Raw genomic sequence first — 16,837 nt, forward strand, 5'->3', positions numbered from 1 at the left:
CAAAGAAGCAGACGGACAGCGGATCGGGGAACAGGGCGGAAAGGCGCCGGGCATATTCCACGAGCCCGTCATGCAGATAGCGGCTGTTGGTGTTGAGTGCCGCAAGCTGCTGCTCGGCCGCCTCGACGACGCGCGGATGGCAGTGGCCGACATGGCAGACATTGTTGACCATATCGAGCCAGCGGGCCCCTGTTTCGTCGATGAGGTGGCAGCCCTCCGCTGCAACGATCTTCAGCGGTTCCGGCGCATAGGCGATGCTGAGCGAGCGGCCGATGCTGCGGTGCCGCTCGCGCACCAGGAAGGCCTTGTCGCGCGGCGGCAGGCGGGTGGCGGAAACCGGCAGGCCAAGAACGACGCTCGGGTCCGGGCTGACCTCCTGCCAGATCTGCCATTCGGCGAGTGTCCCCACGCCATGCATCCGCGCGCCGAGGCCGAGATGGTCGGTGACGATCTGGAAATGCAGGTGCGGCGGCCATTCGCCATTTTCCGGCCGGGGACCGAATTCGGTGAAGGCCGTTCCCTTCGCGATGGGTTGCCCGACGCGCAGGCGGGCAACGGAGGCGCGGGAAAGGTGGCCATAGAGTGTCCAGAACACATCGCCGTGGTCCGTCTCGTGTTGCAGCAGCACAGTCGGGCCGAAGCCGTAGGCGACTGCATCGTCATGGATGAAGGCGACGGTTCCGGCCATCGGCGCATGGACGGGCTCGCCTGCCGGCGCAAAGATATCGATGCCGATATGCACCGTGCGGCGGACATGTGGCGCGGTGGTTCCAAAGGCGTCGCCCTTGTAGATAGTCCGGTCCTCGCCATAGGCGCCTACGCCGAAATCGGCTCCTTCGGTTGCTATTCTCTCCTCGCAGTAGCGATCGAAGCCGGGGCCGTCGAGGCTGTCGAGCAGCGTCGCATCCGGGCTGGTGGCGGAAAAATCGAAGACCGTGACTTGCGGCCTTGAGAGGTTCGGCCTGATGACGGGTGCGAAGCTGTGCGCCTCACGCTCCAGCCAGGCCGCGACCTGGGCTGCGGCGGAAACGGCCGCGAAGCCGCAGGCATCGCGGATCCGCATCCGCGCCATCGAGGCATTTTCCCCTTCAAGTCGCTTGAGTTCCCGCCAAACATCCTCCTGGCTGACCAGGAGGTATTGGTTATCGGGCTGCTCGCGGATCTGTTTCGCCGCCATCGAGATGCTCACGGCATAGCGAAGCTTGACGAGATCGAAGAGGATATTCGCCTCCTCTTCGGTGAGCGGATTGACGGCGTGATAGGCCTCGGCGAGCCGTACGACCGAACCGACAGGGTCCGTTTCGCCGATCAGAGCATAGGCACCCGCCACGGCGATCTCGACCACCCGATGGGTCTCGACCATGTCACCGAAATCCAGAAGCCCGCTGACCCGTCCTTCCGCATCAAGGATCGTGTTGTAGTCATTCGCGTCGTTGTGGATGACCTGGCGCGGGCAGGCCTCGAGCGCCGGACGGATGACCGTCGAGAAGCGGTTCAGGATCGCCGCGACGAGGCCGCGCTTTTCCGTGTCCTCGATCAGCGGCACGTTGGCGAGGTGCATCTCCGCCTGAGCCAGATCCCAGCCATAGATGCGTCGGGCGCCGGGATGCGAGAAGCCCTTGAGGGCCAGATCGAGATGACCGAGCAGCGTTCCGAGGCTGGTTGCGCTTGCCGGCCCGCGGTTCTTCGCCTTCGCCCAGACGTCGCCGTCAATCCACGTGAGAAGCCGCGCCTTCCGGTCCCCACCGTGATCGACCGGCGTGAGGATGGCGCCTGCCCTGGAGGGCAACTGGCGGGAAATCCGGAGTTCGGGTGCAACGCGGTTCAGGTGATCGAGCACGGCCACCTGCATGTCGAGGCTTTGGTCGTCGCCGGGTGCATGCAGCTTCAGCAGGAAGCGTTGCCGATCCTCGGCTTCGACCCGGAAATTCAGGTCTTGCTCTCCCGGCAAGGGCGAAACCTTGCCCTCGATGCCATAGAGCTCCCTCAGAATCCTTTCGACTACCACCAAGGCCTGCTTCACATCGTCCATTCTCATCATCCTTTCGCGGCCGGCTTACCAGCCAACATTCAATCCATCGTGGGTGCGGAAAGTCGCGGTAACCGCGAGCGTCGCGTTTTCCAGCAGGCGCTTCAGACCTGCAGCGCTTTCCCGGGTTTCGAGTTCGGCATGCTCACCGCCCATATCGGTCCTGATCCAGCCCGGATGGAACGCCATCACGGTAATGCCGTCGGGTTTCATGTCATGGGCGAGCTTGGTGGTCGCCATGTTGAGCGCCGCCTTGGAGAGCCGATAGGCGTAATCCCCATCGTCGTTGTCGATATGCCCCTCGGCATTGGAGCTATTCCGCTGTTCTTTAGATACACAACCGCCTTTCCACGATCCGCGCCATGATGCTGGCGCCTATCGGTAAAATCGAGTCATCAAGCACATAGCCCGGATTGTGCACAGGAACGGTTCCATCATGGCCGAGCGTGCAATAGGCGCCTGGAACGACTTTAAGCATGTCCGCAAAATCTTCACTTCCGGTGACAAGATCTTCGGAAACGCGGATATGTTCGGCACCGACGATTTCGGCCGCCGCTGCCAGATAGGCCTCTGATAGAGCCGTGTCATTCACCAGCACATCAAAAACATTTCGGATTTCCACATCAATCTCGATGCCGTGCATCTTGGCGAGCCCGGCGCAGATGTCTCTCATTCTGCCAACGATCAGGTCGCGGATTTCTTCGTGAAAGTACCTCACAGTGCCTGCGATCGTCGCGGAATCGGGCAGTACATTATACGCGTTGCCTGAATTGATCTTGGTGACCGACAACACTGCTGGCTTTGTCGGGGGCACGTTTCGGCTTACAATGGAATGCAATGTTCCAACCAGCGCCGATGCGATCATGATGGAATCGCTGCCGTCTTCGGGCATCGCGGCGTGACTGCCCACGCCCCTCACCGCGATATCAAAAAAGCAGGCACCGGCCATTGCCACGCCAGGCTTGATCTTGACAAGCCCCGGTGTACCGTTGGGGTTGTTGTGCATTCCGTAGACCTCGTCACACGGAAATTTGTCGAATAACCCATCTGCTATCATCGCGCGTGCGCCACCCAAACCTTCCTCGGCCGGCTGGAAGATCAGCACCGCTGTGCCGCCGAAATTACGCGTCGCGGCCAGATATTGGGCGGCACCCAAGAGTATGGTGGTGTGAGCGTCATGGCCGCAGGCGTGCATGACGCCTTCGGTCCGGGACGCGTATGGAAGATTGGTTGTCTCATGAATCGGCAATGCGTCCATGTCAGCCCGCAGTCCGATACGCCGGCTGCCTTCGCCCTTGCCGCGGATGATGCCCACCACACCAGTCGTACCCATCCCGACATGGAGCTCATCGACGCCATATTGGGTCAGCAAGTCCTGCACGATCGCAGAGGTACGGTGCTCTTGGAAGCCCAGCTCAGGGTGAGCGTGTAGATCGCGGCGTATCGCTGTAAGCTCATCGGAACGCTCCGCAATGTGCGGCAGTACTGGCATAGAGGTCTCCTCGGTTTGATGGGTTTCGACGATCGTTCGGAGCGGAAAACCAAGTTCCGCATCATGCTAACAGCTGCTCCCTTGCCCGCTTGCTGTTCGTCCTCCGCGCGCTGCATGTCGCAGGTTTCCGTCGACGCGATTCTGGCTTTCGAAACTGAAAATACTGTGCCGCCGTCGCCTTAGAACATTGAATATTCGCGTTAAAACTGCAATACAGGTCAGATGATAAAACAACCCAGAGAACCGGCGCAAACATCCCCCGATTTGACCCATAAGGCCTACTTGGGCATTCGGCAGATGATGTTTCACAATGAAATTGTTGCAGGTCAAAAAATACCTTTCAAAGATCTCGCCGAACAGATGGGCATGAGCGTGACGCCCGTGATCCAGGCGTTGAAATACCTCGAATTCCAGGGGCTGGTCCGACGCGAGCCCAACAAGGGGTACTTCATTGAAGATCTCAAACTTGAAGAGGTCGAGGAACTTTACAAGTTTCGCAAGATGCTCGAACTGGTCCTGCTTGAAGAGACCATGGCGACTTTGGATCAGGCCAGCATTGTCGAATTGCAGGTCGCGCATGAAGCCTATCTGGAGTCCCTCTCTGGAAATCTGACCCATCAGAAACTCATAACGGACATGAATTTCCATCTGACGATCGCGCGGCTCGCAAGGCAGCCCATCCGGCTCAATGCCTTGAAGAATGTTTTCGACGTCCTGCACCTGAAATATAAGGCAAGCCTTGGCTATATTACGCGGGAGCAATCGAACCAGTCCGATCATGGACTGATCCTCGATGCCATCATCGCTCGTGATGAAGCGCTCGCAAAATCATTGTTGTCCAGTCACATCGAGAACAGCGAGAAACATGCCTATCTGAACCTCCAGCAGATGATGAATGAAAAAGCGGCGATCAAGTTCTAAGTCTGCTGACAGACGATCGGAACCCCGCTTTCGATTGTGAAAGGGCACTTCACCAATCAACCTCTGACGGTAAATGGTGAAATGCCCATATGGGAGACCAACCGCTCCTAGAGGGAGTCCTGGTAGAACTTTTCAATAGTCTTCACATAGGCGGGCTCAAGTTGCAGCTCCCTGGCGCCTTCGAGCATACCTTCAACATAGGATCTAGAGGGTTTGAACGGCCCCTGCGGATCGATGACCTGATAAAGCTCCGCATCGTACCATTTGCCATCTTCACCCATCGTGATGAAGGTTTTGCGTTCATAGTCGCCGATATAGTAGCCTTCTTTCACATCCAGCTCGCGCATCTCAGCCTCGGGAACCTCGAACAGCGCACCATGCACCATCTTTCCGGGCGCATCGATGATGTTGCTAATGCCTGCCTGCTGCTTTTTGGACCAGAAATTGAAGCGAACTTCATAATTCGGGATATAGCCCTTCATCAGAAATTTTGCGCTTGGCAGGATCGTGTGCAGGAACTTGACCTGCAAATTGGAACCATAGGCAAAGTGTATCATGTATTTTCCTCACGTGTTTGTTTCTCAAGTGTAAGAAGTGTGCCAAGCCGGTTTCCAAGGCCGGAATCCGTGTAGATTCCGATCTGGGCCAACTCTGCCGTAACGTCGACCGGCAGATCGAGGTCGCCGCGCTTCTGGTTCAGGACGCCCCCAAATAAAACCGGCGCGCGGACCTGTTTTTCCGCAAGTGCGTCCACCAGCGCATTGCCGTATTCCAGCGCCATTCCGTTGTGGGTACTGATCAGGATTGCATCCAGTGCACCTTCGCCGGCCTTTTCGGCGACCTGGGCGGGATCAACTTCGGCACCGAGATAGACCACGTCGGCGCCGGTGTTCGACAGCAACCAATGCAGAACCATGATCGCATGTTCATGCACATCGGTCGAAGCAAGGAGTATCCGCTTTCCCGCGATCCTGTCAGCCAGTTCCGGCAGTTCGAACCGAGGCAGGTTGTCCTTGTAGCACTGGAGGGACTGGGCAAAGATATCGGTGGGGACAATCACCTTGCGTCCACGCAATTCCGTTGCATCCGGCTGCCCCGCGCCAAATAGTTCCTCGAACAGAACCGGGCCCAGTTTCTTGAGCGTGTACAGCATTTGCAGAGGGTTCGCGATATCAACGCCAGCGGCCTCAAGCCCGCAGAGGGCATTCCGGAAAACCTGTTTGCCGTGCTCCTGCATCTGAGTGGAAAAGGTGCGGCTGTCGGAGAAATCGACACGAGAATGCAGCCGACGCGCCGTGGCCTCGACCCGGTGGCCCAGAATCTGCGCCTCAACGATTTCTTCCCAGGACGGGGCCCGGAACGCCTCGGTCACCGGCAGCGGCAGAACGGCATGGCCGGTGGGGCATTCCAGTTGGGCCATGATGTCCCACAGCATATACTCGGCTACCAATCCGCGGTTCTCATCGAAGCTCTGCGAAAAGGAAATTGTATCCCCGTAAAACATCGAGCCGACGCAATTCCGGTCATGGATCTCGTTCAGCGCGAACACCCATCCGGCGCGCTTGACCGGATCGGATGTGAGCCCGCCAATGCAATGCGACAGCTTGGCGCCCAGCAGGTCTTCAACGATGTATTTCTCAAGATATGCCCAGCCCGCAACGGAGGTGCAATCAAGGAACAACGCACCGAATCCATCTTCAAGATAGGAATGCAGCATAACGCCGCGATCCCGCAACGCGCCGAGGATCGCGATCGACTTGGTGGTTTCCACGGCGGTTGCAACGTGGTCGTGCCAGCCCGGCGCCTCATGCGCGAAATACTGCGAGAGGTTGCCGATCGTCGTCACCCCCGCGCGTAGAGCCAGCACGGTGTTGCCGGTGGCCGCGGGAAATCCGATCATGAAGTCGCCCATATGCGGCTGGATCGGCGTCACCTGTCCGATCTGACCCCAGTGCGCTGGCGTTTCCAGCAGAGGGCCGGTCTCAGCTGCAGCTTTGCTGCGCAACGCCTCGGGCAGGCCCATGCGGCGATCAAGGCAAAGTCCAGCGCGATGCACCTCGATATTGTTGAGATTGGCCTCATGAAACACATTGGCGAGCGCACGTTCGGTGAGGTCCCAGTTACCCATGCCGATATGCGCATGATAGCTGACCACCCCATCCCGGATGCAGGCTTGTTTGAATTCAGCCTCGGATTCCACTCCCCATCTGTCGAAGGCAGCCGTGCGCCCGATCCTGATGGTCCTGGCAATTTCGCGGGCTTCGCTCACAATCGTTCCGCAATCGGGCAGCCGATCGGCCAGGGACTGCCGTGTCACTTGTTCGAACCTAGTCTGAGTCATGCCGAGCCTCCGATCCGGATGTGCGGGTGTCGCATCGTCAATGGCCGCCCTTCAATTTGCCAACGACGGCGTCGAGAGCGCCGCTCCATGCGGCAAGGCCACCTGCCTTTTCGACCTCACTCATGCCCCGCTCGGAGATGCCGCCGGGAACGGCAAGCGATGTCCAGATATCCTTGAAAGGCAGGTGCCTGTCGTGTTCGGCCATGGCGCTCGCCCCGCTGATTGTCTCGACAACCAGCGCTCGCGCCAAGTCATCGTCCAGCCCCTGCGCCGCGGTCCAGACCGCAAGGTGATCCATCAACGGAAACATCATTGCGTAGAATGCACCGACCAGCGCGGTTCCGGCCGTGAACTGGTCTTCAGTGGCCAGGACATAGACGCGGCCCAACTGCTCCAGAACGGCCCGTGCTGTGGCATTTTCCGGCATCATCAATATCGGGCTCTTGTTGATTGCAGCACAGGCAACGGGCAACGCGCGGACTGCCGTGGCGCCATCTATAAGTCGCTTCAAACGCTCCAGCGTCACCCCGGCGGCCACCGATACCACGACCTGATCATCGGCAAATTCCAGCCCGGCAAGCGCCGTCTCTACATCGGCCGGACGGGTTGCCACGATAACGACCGACGCGCCATCAATGGCCGCCTGTGGTGTTTCAAACACCTCGGCGTGTGGATGGCGGGCCGCAACCCGCTCTGCGCGTTGCGGCGTGCGCGAAAAGAGCCGGAGAGCCATTGTTCCGCCGGCGCTCTCGAAACCTGCAACGAGATATGTCGCAAAATGTCCCACGCCAATTATGCAAACTGTTTGCGTCATTACGGCCCCATCATTTGTAATCGATTTTATAATTACAAATATAATTTCATATAGTCAATCCGTTCCAGCCTGAACGCGCCGATAGTCGATACAAAAATGGCTGGGGCAGTTGAAACGTCACAGGTTGTGACAGGAAACCGAATGACCCTCGGCAATCGCCGTCAAGCTCGGTGCGACAGACTGGCAAACGGCCGACTTGCGCACGCACCGCGTATGAAAAGGGCAACCGCTCGGCGCGTTCAAAGGGCTTGAAACATCGCCTTGAAGCACGATACGCGAGCCACGGCTCCGCGGATCCGGCACAGGGATCGCGGAGAGCAGCGCTTGCGTATAGGGGTGCTTCGGATCGGAGAACAAAGCCTGGTAGGTGGCGATCTCAACGATCTTGCCCAGATACATGACCGCGATCCGATCCGCGACATGCTCGACAACAGCAAGATCGTGCGAAATGAACAGGTAAGAGAGGTTGAACTCCTCCTGCAGATCCAGCAGCAGGTTGATGATCTGGGCTTGGATCGAGACATCCAGCGCCGACACCGCTTCATCGCAGATGATCAGCTCCGGGCCGACCGAAAGCGCACGTGCGATACCGATCCGCTGTCTCTGACCACCGGAGAATTCATGCGGGTAGCGGTCCGCGTGTCGCGGGCTCAATCCCACCTTTTCCAGGAGATAGGCGATCCGGTCCTTGCGTTCTGGCGCGGTAAACCCGTGAATCTGCAGCGGCTTGTCCAGCGTTTGCGTCAATGTCTTGCGTGGATTGAGCGATGAATAGGGATCCTGAAACACCACCTGGATCCGCCGCCGCAGTTCCAGCTGCTTGCTCCTCGGCAAGGATTGGAGGGCGGTCAGATCCACCCCGTCAAAGATGATATCGCCGCCGGTGGCCTGAACCAGATTGACAATCGACATGCCCGTCGTCGTCTTGCCGCAGCCGCTTTCGCCGACGATGCCCAGCGTCTCGCCCCTCGCCAGGTCGAACGACACGCCATCGACCGCTCTGATTGGCAAAGCCTTCAAGTTGAAATGAACCTTGAGATCGTTGACCGTCAACAAAGCGCCCGATGCAGTCATGCCATTGCTCCCGCCGGAGTTCCAATTTTGACGCAGCGGACCATTCGGTTTTCGCCGATCGTTTGTAATTCAATCGCGCTGCCGGCACATTCGGGACCGGCGGCCACGCAGCGTTCACGGAACGCGCATCCGGCCGGAAAGTTGATCAGGCTCGGCACGATACCGGGGATTTCTTGCAGGCGGCGCCGACCCTTGGCCGTTCGGCTGCCCAGTTTGGGCACCGATCGGAGCAATGCCTGAGTGTAAGGATGCTGCGCGTTGTCGAATATTTCGTAGACCGTACCGACCTCGACGACCTGCCCGGCATACATCACGACCACCCGCTGCGCCATTTCGGCGATAACGCCGAGATCGTGGGTGATCATCAGCACGGCGCTGCCGAACTCCTCCTTCAGCCCCAGGATCAATTCCATGATCTGGCTCTGGATCGTCACGTCGAGCGCGGTTGTCGGCTCATCGGCGATCAGTATTTCCGGGTCGCAGGCCAGTGCCATGGCGATCATCACACGTTGGCGCATACCGCCCGACATATGGTGCGGATAGTCTTTGACCCGCTTTTCTGGCGACGGAATCTGCACCTTTCGCAGCAACTCGATGGCGCGATTCATGCTCTCGCGGCGACTCACGTTTTGATGCCATTGCATGACTTCGGCGATCTGGTCGCCGACCGTGAGCAGCGGATTGAGCGACGTCATCGGCTCCTGAAAGATCATCGAGATGCGGTTGCCACGGATCGAGCGCATATAGGCATCGTCCTGTGCCAGCAAATCGACGCCTTTGTATTTGACGCTGCCGGCGGCTATCCGGCCGGGCGGCGATTTGATCAGCCGCAGAATCGACATGGCGGTAACGCTCTTGCCGGAACCGGACTCGCCGACGATGCCCAACGTTTCGCCCGCATCGAGATCGAATGAAACGTCCCTCACCGCCGGAGCGATACCGGCAGGCGTGACGAATTCCGTCCGCAACCCGCTTACCTGTAGAAGTTTGGCCACTTTAGGCATTGTTTCTCCTCGTGCCGTGCTGGAAACCGCGTGTCTCGCGCCGACAGATTAGCCGCTGCTTTTCAGCACGTTCCTGGGATCCAGAATATCGCGCAGGCCGTCGCCAAAGAGGTTAAGGCCAAGAACCGTGACGAAGATCGCCAGACCGGGGAATATCGAGAGCCAAGGCGCGGTGAAGAACAGATCGCGCGCCGACGACAGCATTCCGCCCCAACTTGGCATCGGCGGCTGCGCGCCAAGCCCGAGGAACGACAGCGAGGCCTCCATCAGGATCGCCTCGGCACAGCCGAGGGTGGCGATCACCAGCACCGGCCCCAGGACGTTAGGCATGATCTGGCCGAAGATGATGCTGGTTTTGCTGTATCCCAGCACCACGGCGGCATTCACATATTCGCTCTTCTTGACTGACAGGACCTGCGCGCGGGTCAGACGGCAGGTATAGGACCAGTTTGTCAGCCCAAGCGCGAGATAGATGTTGAACAACCCGGGTCCCAGCGCCGACATGATCGCCAGCGCGAACACGATGACCGGGATCGACAACATGATGTTGGTGGCGCCCATGATCAGCTCATCCCAGAACCGCCCGAAATACCCCGCGACCAGACCCAGCGAGACGCCGATAATGGTGTTGATGACCTGCGTGATAAGGCCGACGCTCAGCGACACCTGCGCCCCGTAGAGAACACGCGAAAATGCATCGCGCCCGTGTGAATCGGTGCCGAACCAATGCACCGCATCCGGGGGTAGCTCGGCGCTCATCAAATCCGCATCGTTGATCGGATCAAACGGCGCGATCAGGGGTGCTAAGACCGCCACGAGTATGACCAGGACGACGATAAGGCCGCCATAGAACAGATTTTTCTGCTTGTAGACGCGGGACAGGGTCATTTGAAATCAATCTGTGAGTTAATCACATTATAGAGAATGTCGACGAGCAGGTTGACGATCAGAAACACCATGACGATCACCAGAAGACAGCCCTGCGCGATCGGAATGTCCCGCTGGAAGATCGACTCGACCAGCAAGGATCCAATTCCGGGCCAAGAGAAGACACGCTCGACGACGACCGTCTGGCCGATCAACGACCCGAACAACAGGCCGCCGGTCGTCAGGATCAGCACGAAGGCGTTCCTGAAGACGTGCTTGTAACTGATCCTGTATTCCGACAGCCCCTTGGCCCGGGCGGTCCGGATATAATCCGCAGACAGCACTTCAACCACCGCGGCACGGGTGATGCGTGCCAGAAGCGCGCTGTATCCTACCCCGAGCGTCACCGCCGGCATCACCAGGTTGGCAAGCGCGCCGTCTCCGTAGCCGGAGGTCGGTAGCAGGTGAACCATGTAGCTGAAGACATACATCAGCAGGATGCCAAGCCAGAATTGCGGGATCGAGACGCCCACCACCGCAACCACGGTGGTCAGCATATCGGGCCAGGCCCCCTGTTTCATGGCTGCGACAAACCCGAGCGGAACACCGATCGCGATCGCGATCCCCATTGCCGAGAAGGCAAGTCTCAGCGTTGCCCACAGCCGGTCGAATACAACCTCGGCCACATCATAGCGACGGAGATAGGACTGTCCCATATCGCCTTGGGCCAGGCGGCCCACATAGTTGAAATACCGGACATAGGCCGGCTTATCCAATTGCAGATCGACTTTCAGCTTCTCGATAACGTCGGCGCCCAGCTCGAGCCTGCCTGCCGAACTCAACGCGGCATTGCCGGGGATAATGTTCAACAAGAGGAACATGATCAGCGTAATTCCCAGAACTGTCGGGATAAATTGAAGAATACGGCGAATGACGAATGAACGCATGTCGATTTCTTTCGGCCACCATCGGAAAACCGCGGTGACAACATTACTGGCGTAGGGAAGCAACGGATAGATTGGAGCCGATCCGGGCGCACCTTCGATCAGGCACCCGAAGCCGGGAAGTGACAGGTCGGCATGGCTATCGTGATGCCGACCTGTCGAAGGCTTTTACCTATTGTTTTGCACGAGGAGAGGTCTTCTCAACCCAGACATCTGCCAGATCCTGATACATGATCTCGATGGCGACGGGCTTGAGACCGTGTACCCAAGGTTGGACTGCGAGAACGGCCTTGTTGTAGTTGAGGAGCCACACTGCGGCGTCATCGCGGAAAACGGCGTCTGCCTGTTTGATCAGGGCAATCCGCGTGGCGGGATCATTTTCCGCCTGCGCCTTGTCGAGCAGAGCGTCATACTCCGGATTGTTGTAATGCGCGTAGTTGCCGGAGGTATTGACAGTTTTCGAATGCCAACGTTTCAGCGCCACCAACGGCTCGGGGCCTGAACCGAATGACCAGATGATGCCCTGGTAGTCATCCGCAACCATCTTGTCGTAGAGGATGCCCTCTTCCAGCTGCTGGGTCGTGACCTTGATGTTGATCTTGCTGAGATACTGGCCGACGATCTCTGCGACAGCAACGCCATAGGACATGTTGGCGCTTCCGAGGATCTTCAGCTCGAAGCCGTTTTCGTAGCCGGCCTCTTTCATGAGCGCCTTCGCTTTTTCCAGATCGTAGCCCAGGCCAGTCGCCCCGGTGTCGAATGCTTCCGACGATTCCGGCAGCCAGCCAACCGGATTATACGCCTTGCCCTTCAAGAACTTCCGGTTGATGGCGTCCTCATCGATCGCATAGCTGATTGCCTGGCGTACCTTCCTGTTGGCGAGAGGTTCGTATTTCTGATTCCACACAATCAGGCGGGTAAACATCTCGGCCACTTCGATCAAATCGCCGGAATACTCGGGATCGTTCTTGTAGCTGTTATATTGCGGCGCTTCGACGATGATCGAATCCAGTTCCTTGGCCCGGAAGGCGATGTCTCTGGATGCGCCCTCCTGCATGATCTTGAATGCGACCGAATCGAGGTAGGGCTTTCCCTTCTCATGGTAGCCCGGATACTTGACGAGCGTGACTTCGCTGCCTTGGACCCAATCCTTGAACATGAACGGACCGCTGCCGACCGGCGTAAGCCCGAACTTGTCGCCGAGCCGTTCCACTTCTTCCTTGGGCACGATCGCCGTGCCGGGCTGATAGAACTGATAGGCCGGGTCAACCTTTTCGGTGAACGTGATCGACAGCGTCTTGTCGTCAATCACCTTCACGCCGGCCAATGTCTTGGCCTGGCCATCTTGCAGCGCCTTTGCGCCGACGATGACCTGCAGGTAACCCGAAGTCGGGCTCACCGGGTCCATCGTCAGCATTCGCTCGTAGGAATAGGCGATATCGCTGGCGACCAGCTTGCGCCCATTGTGAAAGGTCATGCCATCTTTCAGCGTAAAGGTGTATGTCAATCCATCCTCTGAAGAAGCAACTTTCTCTGCCAGCTCAAGCACAGGCTTCTGTTCTTCAGTGTTCCACATATAAAGGGTTCTGAAGAGGTTAGTTGTGACCAACAGGTCCTGCTGCTTGGCAGTCTTGTGTGGGTCCAAAGTCAGGATGCTACCATCGTAAGGCGCTACAAAGTTGAACGCCCCTCCGCTCTCGGCGGCGTGGAGAGGCATATATGCACCGACAAGGGTGAGACAGGCAAGAAAGCTTATGCGCAAGGTATGTTTCATTCGTTCCTCCGTTTTTATGCCTTCGCGCTTGTCCATGCGGTTTAACGCGGCGCGGGTATTTTTTGGAAGGACCCGGCTGGCCAGAATGCGCGCGTCGGTGAGATTGCAACAACAGTAGCCGCCTCCCCCCGCTTTCAAACGGAAATCTATGAGGTGAACATAATCGTGTCAATAATTATAAATCAAATTAGATATCTATATTTTCTGTCTATTCCTGTGTGGTAGCTTCGCCTTAACTTTGGTGGGGCACAGGATGGCCATCATGGTGCCAGTTTATGCCGCCATCGACAGGGTGATTTCGCTCCAGGTGTTCATGGCGGCGTTTCGCAGTTTGCGATGTTCGGCAGGGGTCGTCTTCTTGCGGTGAAGATGGAAGAGGTTGGCGATCGGGCCATGGATGAAGCGCTGGCATTGCCCTGCCGACTTGAACCGGATCATGCCTCGTTCTCGTCGTCGAACAGCCAGATGCGAATTTTCCGCTCGGTTATTTAGACCCTTATGCGAACGGTGCTCGACACCGGGCATGATTTGCCTTTTGGCTGCGTCCCGACCTGACCGCTTCCATCGAAGGATCGTAAAGCGATCTCCATGCATCCGCGAATTCGAATGGGGCCACAGCGACCCGGAACTCGTGCAAAAACGGCGCCGCTTGCCGAACCACACTCGACCGCCAGTCCACGACCGTGCCAAAAACATCGAAACAGAGCAGGCTCACCGTTGGCATCACCGCACGGCCGTTGCTGCCAATGCGCCCCCGACGACGCGCCAGGGCGACACCAAAAACTTGCTGATCAACAAAGCTTTTCAGGCTATCGGGAAGGGAGATGTTCATTGTGCTCATGACACTAAAATAGCGCAAATGACAAAAATTGGCGAGCGCTTCAACGAAGGCAGCGTGGGCTTGCTTCGGCATTCCAGTTTCCTTTCAACGCAGGAAAGCCTCTCCACTTCCCGAAGCAAGTCCACCTGAACCCCTCCACCATTTACGCGAGATATCAACTAACAATTCCAAGCATGCGCAGCGCGCGACTATAACACTCTGCCGGTCGCGTCACATCGAAGTGCACATTTGGGAGCCCAACAGCGTCTGCGCCCTCGATGTTTTTCACTTGGTCGTCAACGAAAACGCAATTCTCCTTGTCGATGCCGAGCAAGCTAAGCACCTCTTCATAGGCACGCGGATCAGGTTTCAGGATCTTGGTATATGTTGCATCGACAATGATATCGAACTGGTCGATGAGCGGGAAACGTTGACGAAATTCAACTCCATAAAATAGATCGAGCTCATTGGAGAGAATGGCAAGTCTGCATCCCGCACGCTTGGCTGCCAGGATCGCGTCCCGTGCTTCCGGGCGCAATACCGTTTCGGGCTCGGCGCCACGCGCACGCTGCACGAACGTCTTCATTTCAGTCCATTGCTCTCCCAGCAGCCGGCCAACTTCGTGCGTGCGCTGCATCCAGTATTCCCGTTCGGTGATCTCGCGGTTTTGCATCCTGACCCAGAGCGGGTCTGTCGAGGCATCAAACGGTCCGCGCCAGGTCAGGGTGCCGGCTGGAAGTCCGAGAGCGCGTTCGGTGACGTCATGCGTCTCGAAGAGAGTGCGCGTGACGACGCCGCCAAAATCCAGAATGAGTGCGCGATCCTGTGTCATGTGTATCCTCACATTGGCTACTGAATGATCCCCTCCATAGCTCAAGACATGATCGGTTCTCGACCTCCAGAAAGGTGACGCCAAGCGCAGGCAGCCAGCCCCTGATCTGCCTGTGGATGCATGGTGCTTCACCTTCAGAGGGTATGGATATTTTCAACATTTGAAACATCCTGTTCCGATGAAAACCTGCCGAATTCGGATATCGGTCACAGGGTAACGGCGTGAAGAAAAGGGAGCCGGGCACGCAACGTTTCGCCGTTCCGTTGACTGTCGACCGATATGCATGCCGACGCAATTCATGAATTCATGCGCGTTTGTCGACCTAACAACTTGGTTTAAAAGAAAAAAGGGGAAGTATCAATGACCAGCAGTTTCGATCTAACTCCCGAATTCCTGAATGCCTTCATGCAGCGGCGCACCCTCTTGAAGGGATCAGTCGCCTTGGCTGCTCTTGCCGCAAGCGGAGCACTGCCGCTCGACGGTGGCGCGCAAGCCGCTGCACCGGCGAAGGGCGGAAAGCTGACTTTAGGCGTCAATGCACCCGCTGGTTTTGGCCCGATCGATCCACACCGTATGGCGGGCGATTTCGCAGTGGATCTTGCAAACCATTTCACGGTGTTCGAGACGTTGACGCGCCAGGCCAATGACGGCTCACTCGAAATGCTGCTCGCCGAATCCATCACCCCGGATGACGATACCGGAACTGCCTGGACGATCCGGATCAAGAAGGGCGTATTGTTCCACGACGGGCGTGAATTCACGGCCGATGATGTCATCGCTAGCATCAAGCGTATTCGCGAGCCTGGCACGACCACAGGCGGCCATATCGGCCCGGTCAAATCCTATGAAAAGGGCGACGACCACACCGTCCGACTGATCCTTGAAGCGCCACGCAGCTGGCTGCCGACAGGGCTTTCCGATCCGTTCTCCTCGATGCTGCCCGCTGACTTCGATCCGCAGAAACCGATCGGCACCGGCCCGTTCAAGATGGGTGAGATCGTGCAAAAGGAAAGCGTGACAATCATCCGGTTCGACAAATACCATGGAACTCCGGCTATACTCGACGAGGTCGTCTTGCGGCCATTCGAAGATCCCTCTGCATTGCTCAACGCGCTTCAGTCGGGGCAGATCGACATTGTCAACGACGTCGATGCATCACTTGTGGGTGAGATCGAAGGCAACGAAGACTTCAAGCTGTACGACTCGCCGACAGGCCGGTTTTTCCCGATCCAGATGCGGACCGACGTAGCACCGTTCAGCGACGCCCGCTTGCGGCAGGCGCTGCGCCTCGTTCTCGATCGTGAAGCGGTCCTCAACTCCGTAGCAAATGGCTATGCAGCCGTCGCCAGCGATCTCTATGGCCGATATGACCCCAATTACAACGCCCAACTGATCCGCGACCGTGATGTCGAGAAAGCCAAGGCACTGATCGAGGAGGCCGGACTTTCCGGAACCGAGCTTGAGCTGGTCATGTACAAGGATGTGGCAACCGCGCTCGTCCTGTCCGAAAACGCCAAGGAAATCGGCCTCAACATTACCGTAAAGCAGCTGGACGCAGCGGCCTTCTACAACGAGGAATACTTTCAGCGGCCGTTCTTCGGGGGCGACTACTATCCGTCGCTGCCTTATTTCCTGGTTTCGGCCCTCGCCGACGCGCCTAATGCCGGCCTTGATCAGGTTAAGTGGCGGGACAAGGAGTACCTGGACCTCTGGCTCGAGGCAGCGCGGACTGTCGATCCCGACAAGCTCAAGCAGGTGATGCTGAAACTGCAGGAAATCCTCTTCGAACGCGGTGCGTGGATCATTCCTATTTTCGGTAACGAACTCGCCATCTACAAGAAGGAGATCGTAGGACTGCCGCAGTTCGATCAGTCTGGCGCCGGCATCCTCCGGGCCCTTTCTACGATCGGCTTTGCGGGGTGAGG

Annotated in this window: 15 protein-coding genes and 1 pseudogene; 2 read left to right on the plus strand and 14 right to left on the minus strand. The window is 57.8% G+C overall.

Translation table 11 applies throughout. The annotated features are described in order from the left end of the window. From JJB09_RS19495 to JJB09_RS19505, 3 genes are all read right to left on the minus strand, one after another. Nucleotides 1–2,032, minus strand: a 2,032-nt coding sequence (locus JJB09_RS19495; protein ID WP_246748801.1) for an aminotransferase class III-fold pyridoxal phosphate-dependent enzyme, incomplete at its 3' end; no start/stop codon positions are given. Between the two features lie 24 nt (nucleotides 2,033–2,056). Further along, nucleotides 2,057–2,269, minus strand: coding sequence for a Rossmann-fold NAD(P)-binding domain-containing protein (locus JJB09_RS19500; protein WP_201662175.1), 213 nt, complete (start codon nucleotides 2,267–2,269; stop codon nucleotides 2,057–2,059). 88 nt (nucleotides 2,270–2,357) lie between these two features. After that, nucleotides 2,358–3,521, minus strand: coding sequence for a M20 aminoacylase family protein (locus tag JJB09_RS19505; protein ID WP_201662177.1), 1,164 nt, complete (start codon nucleotides 3,519–3,521; stop codon nucleotides 2,358–2,360). 222 nt (nucleotides 3,522–3,743) lie between these two features. Between JJB09_RS19505 and JJB09_RS19510 the strand changes: the two genes are divergently transcribed. Next, the gene (locus JJB09_RS19510; protein WP_281431847.1) at nucleotides 3,744–4,442 is read left to right on the plus strand and encodes a GntR family transcriptional regulator; all 699 of its coding nucleotides are present in this window, start codon (nucleotides 3,744–3,746) and stop codon (nucleotides 4,440–4,442) included. Between the two features lie 107 nt (nucleotides 4,443–4,549). On the opposite strand, the gene JJB09_RS19515 is transcribed toward JJB09_RS19510, so the two are convergent. The 11 genes and pseudogenes from JJB09_RS19515 to JJB09_RS19565 form a co-directional block, all read right to left on the minus strand. After that, the gene (locus JJB09_RS19515; protein ID WP_201662181.1) at nucleotides 4,550–4,999 is read right to left on the minus strand and encodes a gamma-glutamylcyclotransferase family protein; all 450 of its coding nucleotides are present in this window, start codon (nucleotides 4,997–4,999) and stop codon (nucleotides 4,550–4,552) included. Next, nucleotides 4,996–6,783 carry a cobalamin-dependent protein gene (locus JJB09_RS19520; protein WP_201662184.1) on the minus strand — a complete coding sequence of 596 codons (1,788 nt, stop codon included), beginning with the start codon at nucleotides 6,781–6,783 and terminating at the stop codon, nucleotides 4,996–4,998. The genes JJB09_RS19515 and JJB09_RS19520 overlap by 4 nt, the downstream gene beginning before the upstream one ends. A 37-nt stretch (nucleotides 6,784–6,820) precedes the next feature. Beyond that, entirely contained in the window at nucleotides 6,821–7,597 is a 777-nt protein-coding gene (locus JJB09_RS19525) for a pyrroline-5-carboxylate reductase family protein (RefSeq protein WP_201662187.1), read from the minus strand. 117 nt (nucleotides 7,598–7,714) lie between these two features. Next, a complete protein-coding gene (locus tag JJB09_RS19530; protein WP_201662204.1) occupies nucleotides 7,715–8,671 on the minus strand; it encodes an ABC transporter ATP-binding protein in 957 nt (318 codons plus the stop codon). Further along, nucleotides 8,668–9,675, minus strand: a complete 1,008-nt coding sequence (locus JJB09_RS19535; RefSeq protein WP_201662207.1) for an ABC transporter ATP-binding protein — start codon at nucleotides 9,673–9,675, stop codon at nucleotides 8,668–8,670. Before JJB09_RS19535 ends, JJB09_RS19530 begins: the two co-directional genes overlap by 4 nt. Before the next feature lie 48 nt (nucleotides 9,676–9,723). Further along, a complete protein-coding gene (locus JJB09_RS19540) occupies nucleotides 9,724–10,563 on the minus strand; it encodes an ABC transporter permease (protein ID WP_201662210.1) in 840 nt (279 codons plus the stop codon). Then, nucleotides 10,560–11,489 carry an ABC transporter permease gene (locus tag JJB09_RS19545; RefSeq protein ID WP_201662213.1) on the minus strand — a complete coding sequence of 310 codons (930 nt, stop codon included), beginning with the start codon at nucleotides 11,487–11,489 and terminating at the stop codon, nucleotides 10,560–10,562. Before JJB09_RS19545 ends, JJB09_RS19540 begins: the two co-directional genes overlap by 4 nt. A gap of 169 nt (nucleotides 11,490–11,658) precedes the next feature. Continuing rightward, nucleotides 11,659–13,296 carry an ABC transporter substrate-binding protein gene (locus JJB09_RS19550; RefSeq protein WP_343229059.1) on the minus strand — a complete coding sequence of 546 codons (1,638 nt, stop codon included), beginning with the start codon at nucleotides 13,294–13,296 and terminating at the stop codon, nucleotides 11,659–11,661. Between the two features lie 237 nt (nucleotides 13,297–13,533). Further along, nucleotides 13,534–13,803, minus strand: a pseudogene (locus JJB09_RS19555) (DDE-type integrase/transposase/recombinase); the annotation flags it as partial. Beyond that, nucleotides 13,757–14,173 (minus strand): hypothetical protein, encoded by a 417-nt coding sequence (locus JJB09_RS19560; RefSeq protein ID WP_201662618.1) that lies wholly within the window; start codon nucleotides 14,171–14,173, stop codon nucleotides 13,757–13,759. The gene JJB09_RS19560 and the pseudogene JJB09_RS19555, both read right to left, overlap by 47 nt. An 82-nt stretch (nucleotides 14,174–14,255) precedes the next feature. After that, the gene (locus tag JJB09_RS19565) at nucleotides 14,256–14,912 is read right to left on the minus strand and encodes an HAD-IA family hydrolase (protein ID WP_201662219.1); all 657 of its coding nucleotides are present in this window, start codon (nucleotides 14,910–14,912) and stop codon (nucleotides 14,256–14,258) included. A gap of 360 nt (nucleotides 14,913–15,272) precedes the next feature. Between JJB09_RS19565 and JJB09_RS19570 the strand changes: the two genes are divergently transcribed. Beyond that, nucleotides 15,273–16,835 (plus strand): ABC transporter substrate-binding protein, encoded by a 1,563-nt coding sequence (locus tag JJB09_RS19570; RefSeq protein ID WP_201662222.1) that lies wholly within the window; start codon nucleotides 15,273–15,275, stop codon nucleotides 16,833–16,835. Nucleotides 16,836–16,837: the final 2 nt, after the last annotated feature.

Origin of the sequence: Phytoamicus setariae (assembly GCF_016722925.1) — a bacterium.
Classification (GTDB): domain Bacteria; phylum Pseudomonadota; class Alphaproteobacteria; order Rhizobiales; family Rhizobiaceae; genus Rhizobium_E; species Rhizobium_E setariae.

Excerpts from the sequence above, each read along its gene's own strand:
- JJB09_RS19525 (WP_201662187.1), bottom strand. The coding sequence starts at position 7,597 with ATGACGCAAACAGTTTGCATAATTGGCGTGGGACATTTTGCGACATAT.
- JJB09_RS19500 (WP_201662175.1), bottom strand. The coding sequence starts at position 2,269 with ATGGCGACCACCAAGCTCGCCCATGACATGAAACCCGACGGCATTACC.
- JJB09_RS19545 (WP_201662213.1), bottom strand. The coding sequence starts at position 11,489 with ATGCGTTCATTCGTCATTCGCCGTATTCTTCAATTTATCCCGACAGTT.
- JJB09_RS19515 (WP_201662181.1), bottom strand. The coding sequence starts at position 4,999 with ATGATACACTTTGCCTATGGTTCCAATTTGCAGGTCAAGTTCCTGCAC.
- JJB09_RS19565 (WP_201662219.1), bottom strand. The coding sequence starts at position 14,912 with ATGACACAGGATCGCGCACTCATTCTGGATTTTGGCGGCGTCGTCACG.
- JJB09_RS19510 (WP_281431847.1), top strand. The coding sequence starts at position 3,744 with ATGATAAAACAACCCAGAGAACCGGCGCAAACATCCCCCGATTTGACC.
- JJB09_RS19520 (WP_201662184.1), bottom strand. The coding sequence starts at position 6,783 with ATGACTCAGACTAGGTTCGAACAAGTGACACGGCAGTCCCTGGCCGAT.
- JJB09_RS19530 (WP_201662204.1), bottom strand. The coding sequence starts at position 8,671 with ATGACTGCATCGGGCGCTTTGTTGACGGTCAACGATCTCAAGGTTCAT.
- JJB09_RS19505 (WP_201662177.1), bottom strand. The coding sequence starts at position 3,521 with ATGCCAGTACTGCCGCACATTGCGGAGCGTTCCGATGAGCTTACAGCG.
- JJB09_RS19550 (WP_343229059.1), bottom strand. The coding sequence starts at position 13,296 with ATGGACAAGCGCGAAGGCATAAAAACGGAGGAACGAATGAAACATACC.
- JJB09_RS19535 (WP_201662207.1), bottom strand. The coding sequence starts at position 9,675 with ATGCCTAAAGTGGCCAAACTTCTACAGGTAAGCGGGTTGCGGACGGAA.
- JJB09_RS19570 (WP_201662222.1), top strand. The coding sequence starts at position 15,273 with ATGACCAGCAGTTTCGATCTAACTCCCGAATTCCTGAATGCCTTCATG.
- JJB09_RS19540 (WP_201662210.1), bottom strand. The coding sequence starts at position 10,563 with ATGACCCTGTCCCGCGTCTACAAGCAGAAAAATCTGTTCTATGGCGGC.
- JJB09_RS19560 (WP_201662618.1), bottom strand. The coding sequence starts at position 14,173 with ATGCCGAAGCAAGCCCACGCTGCCTTCGTTGAAGCGCTCGCCAATTTT.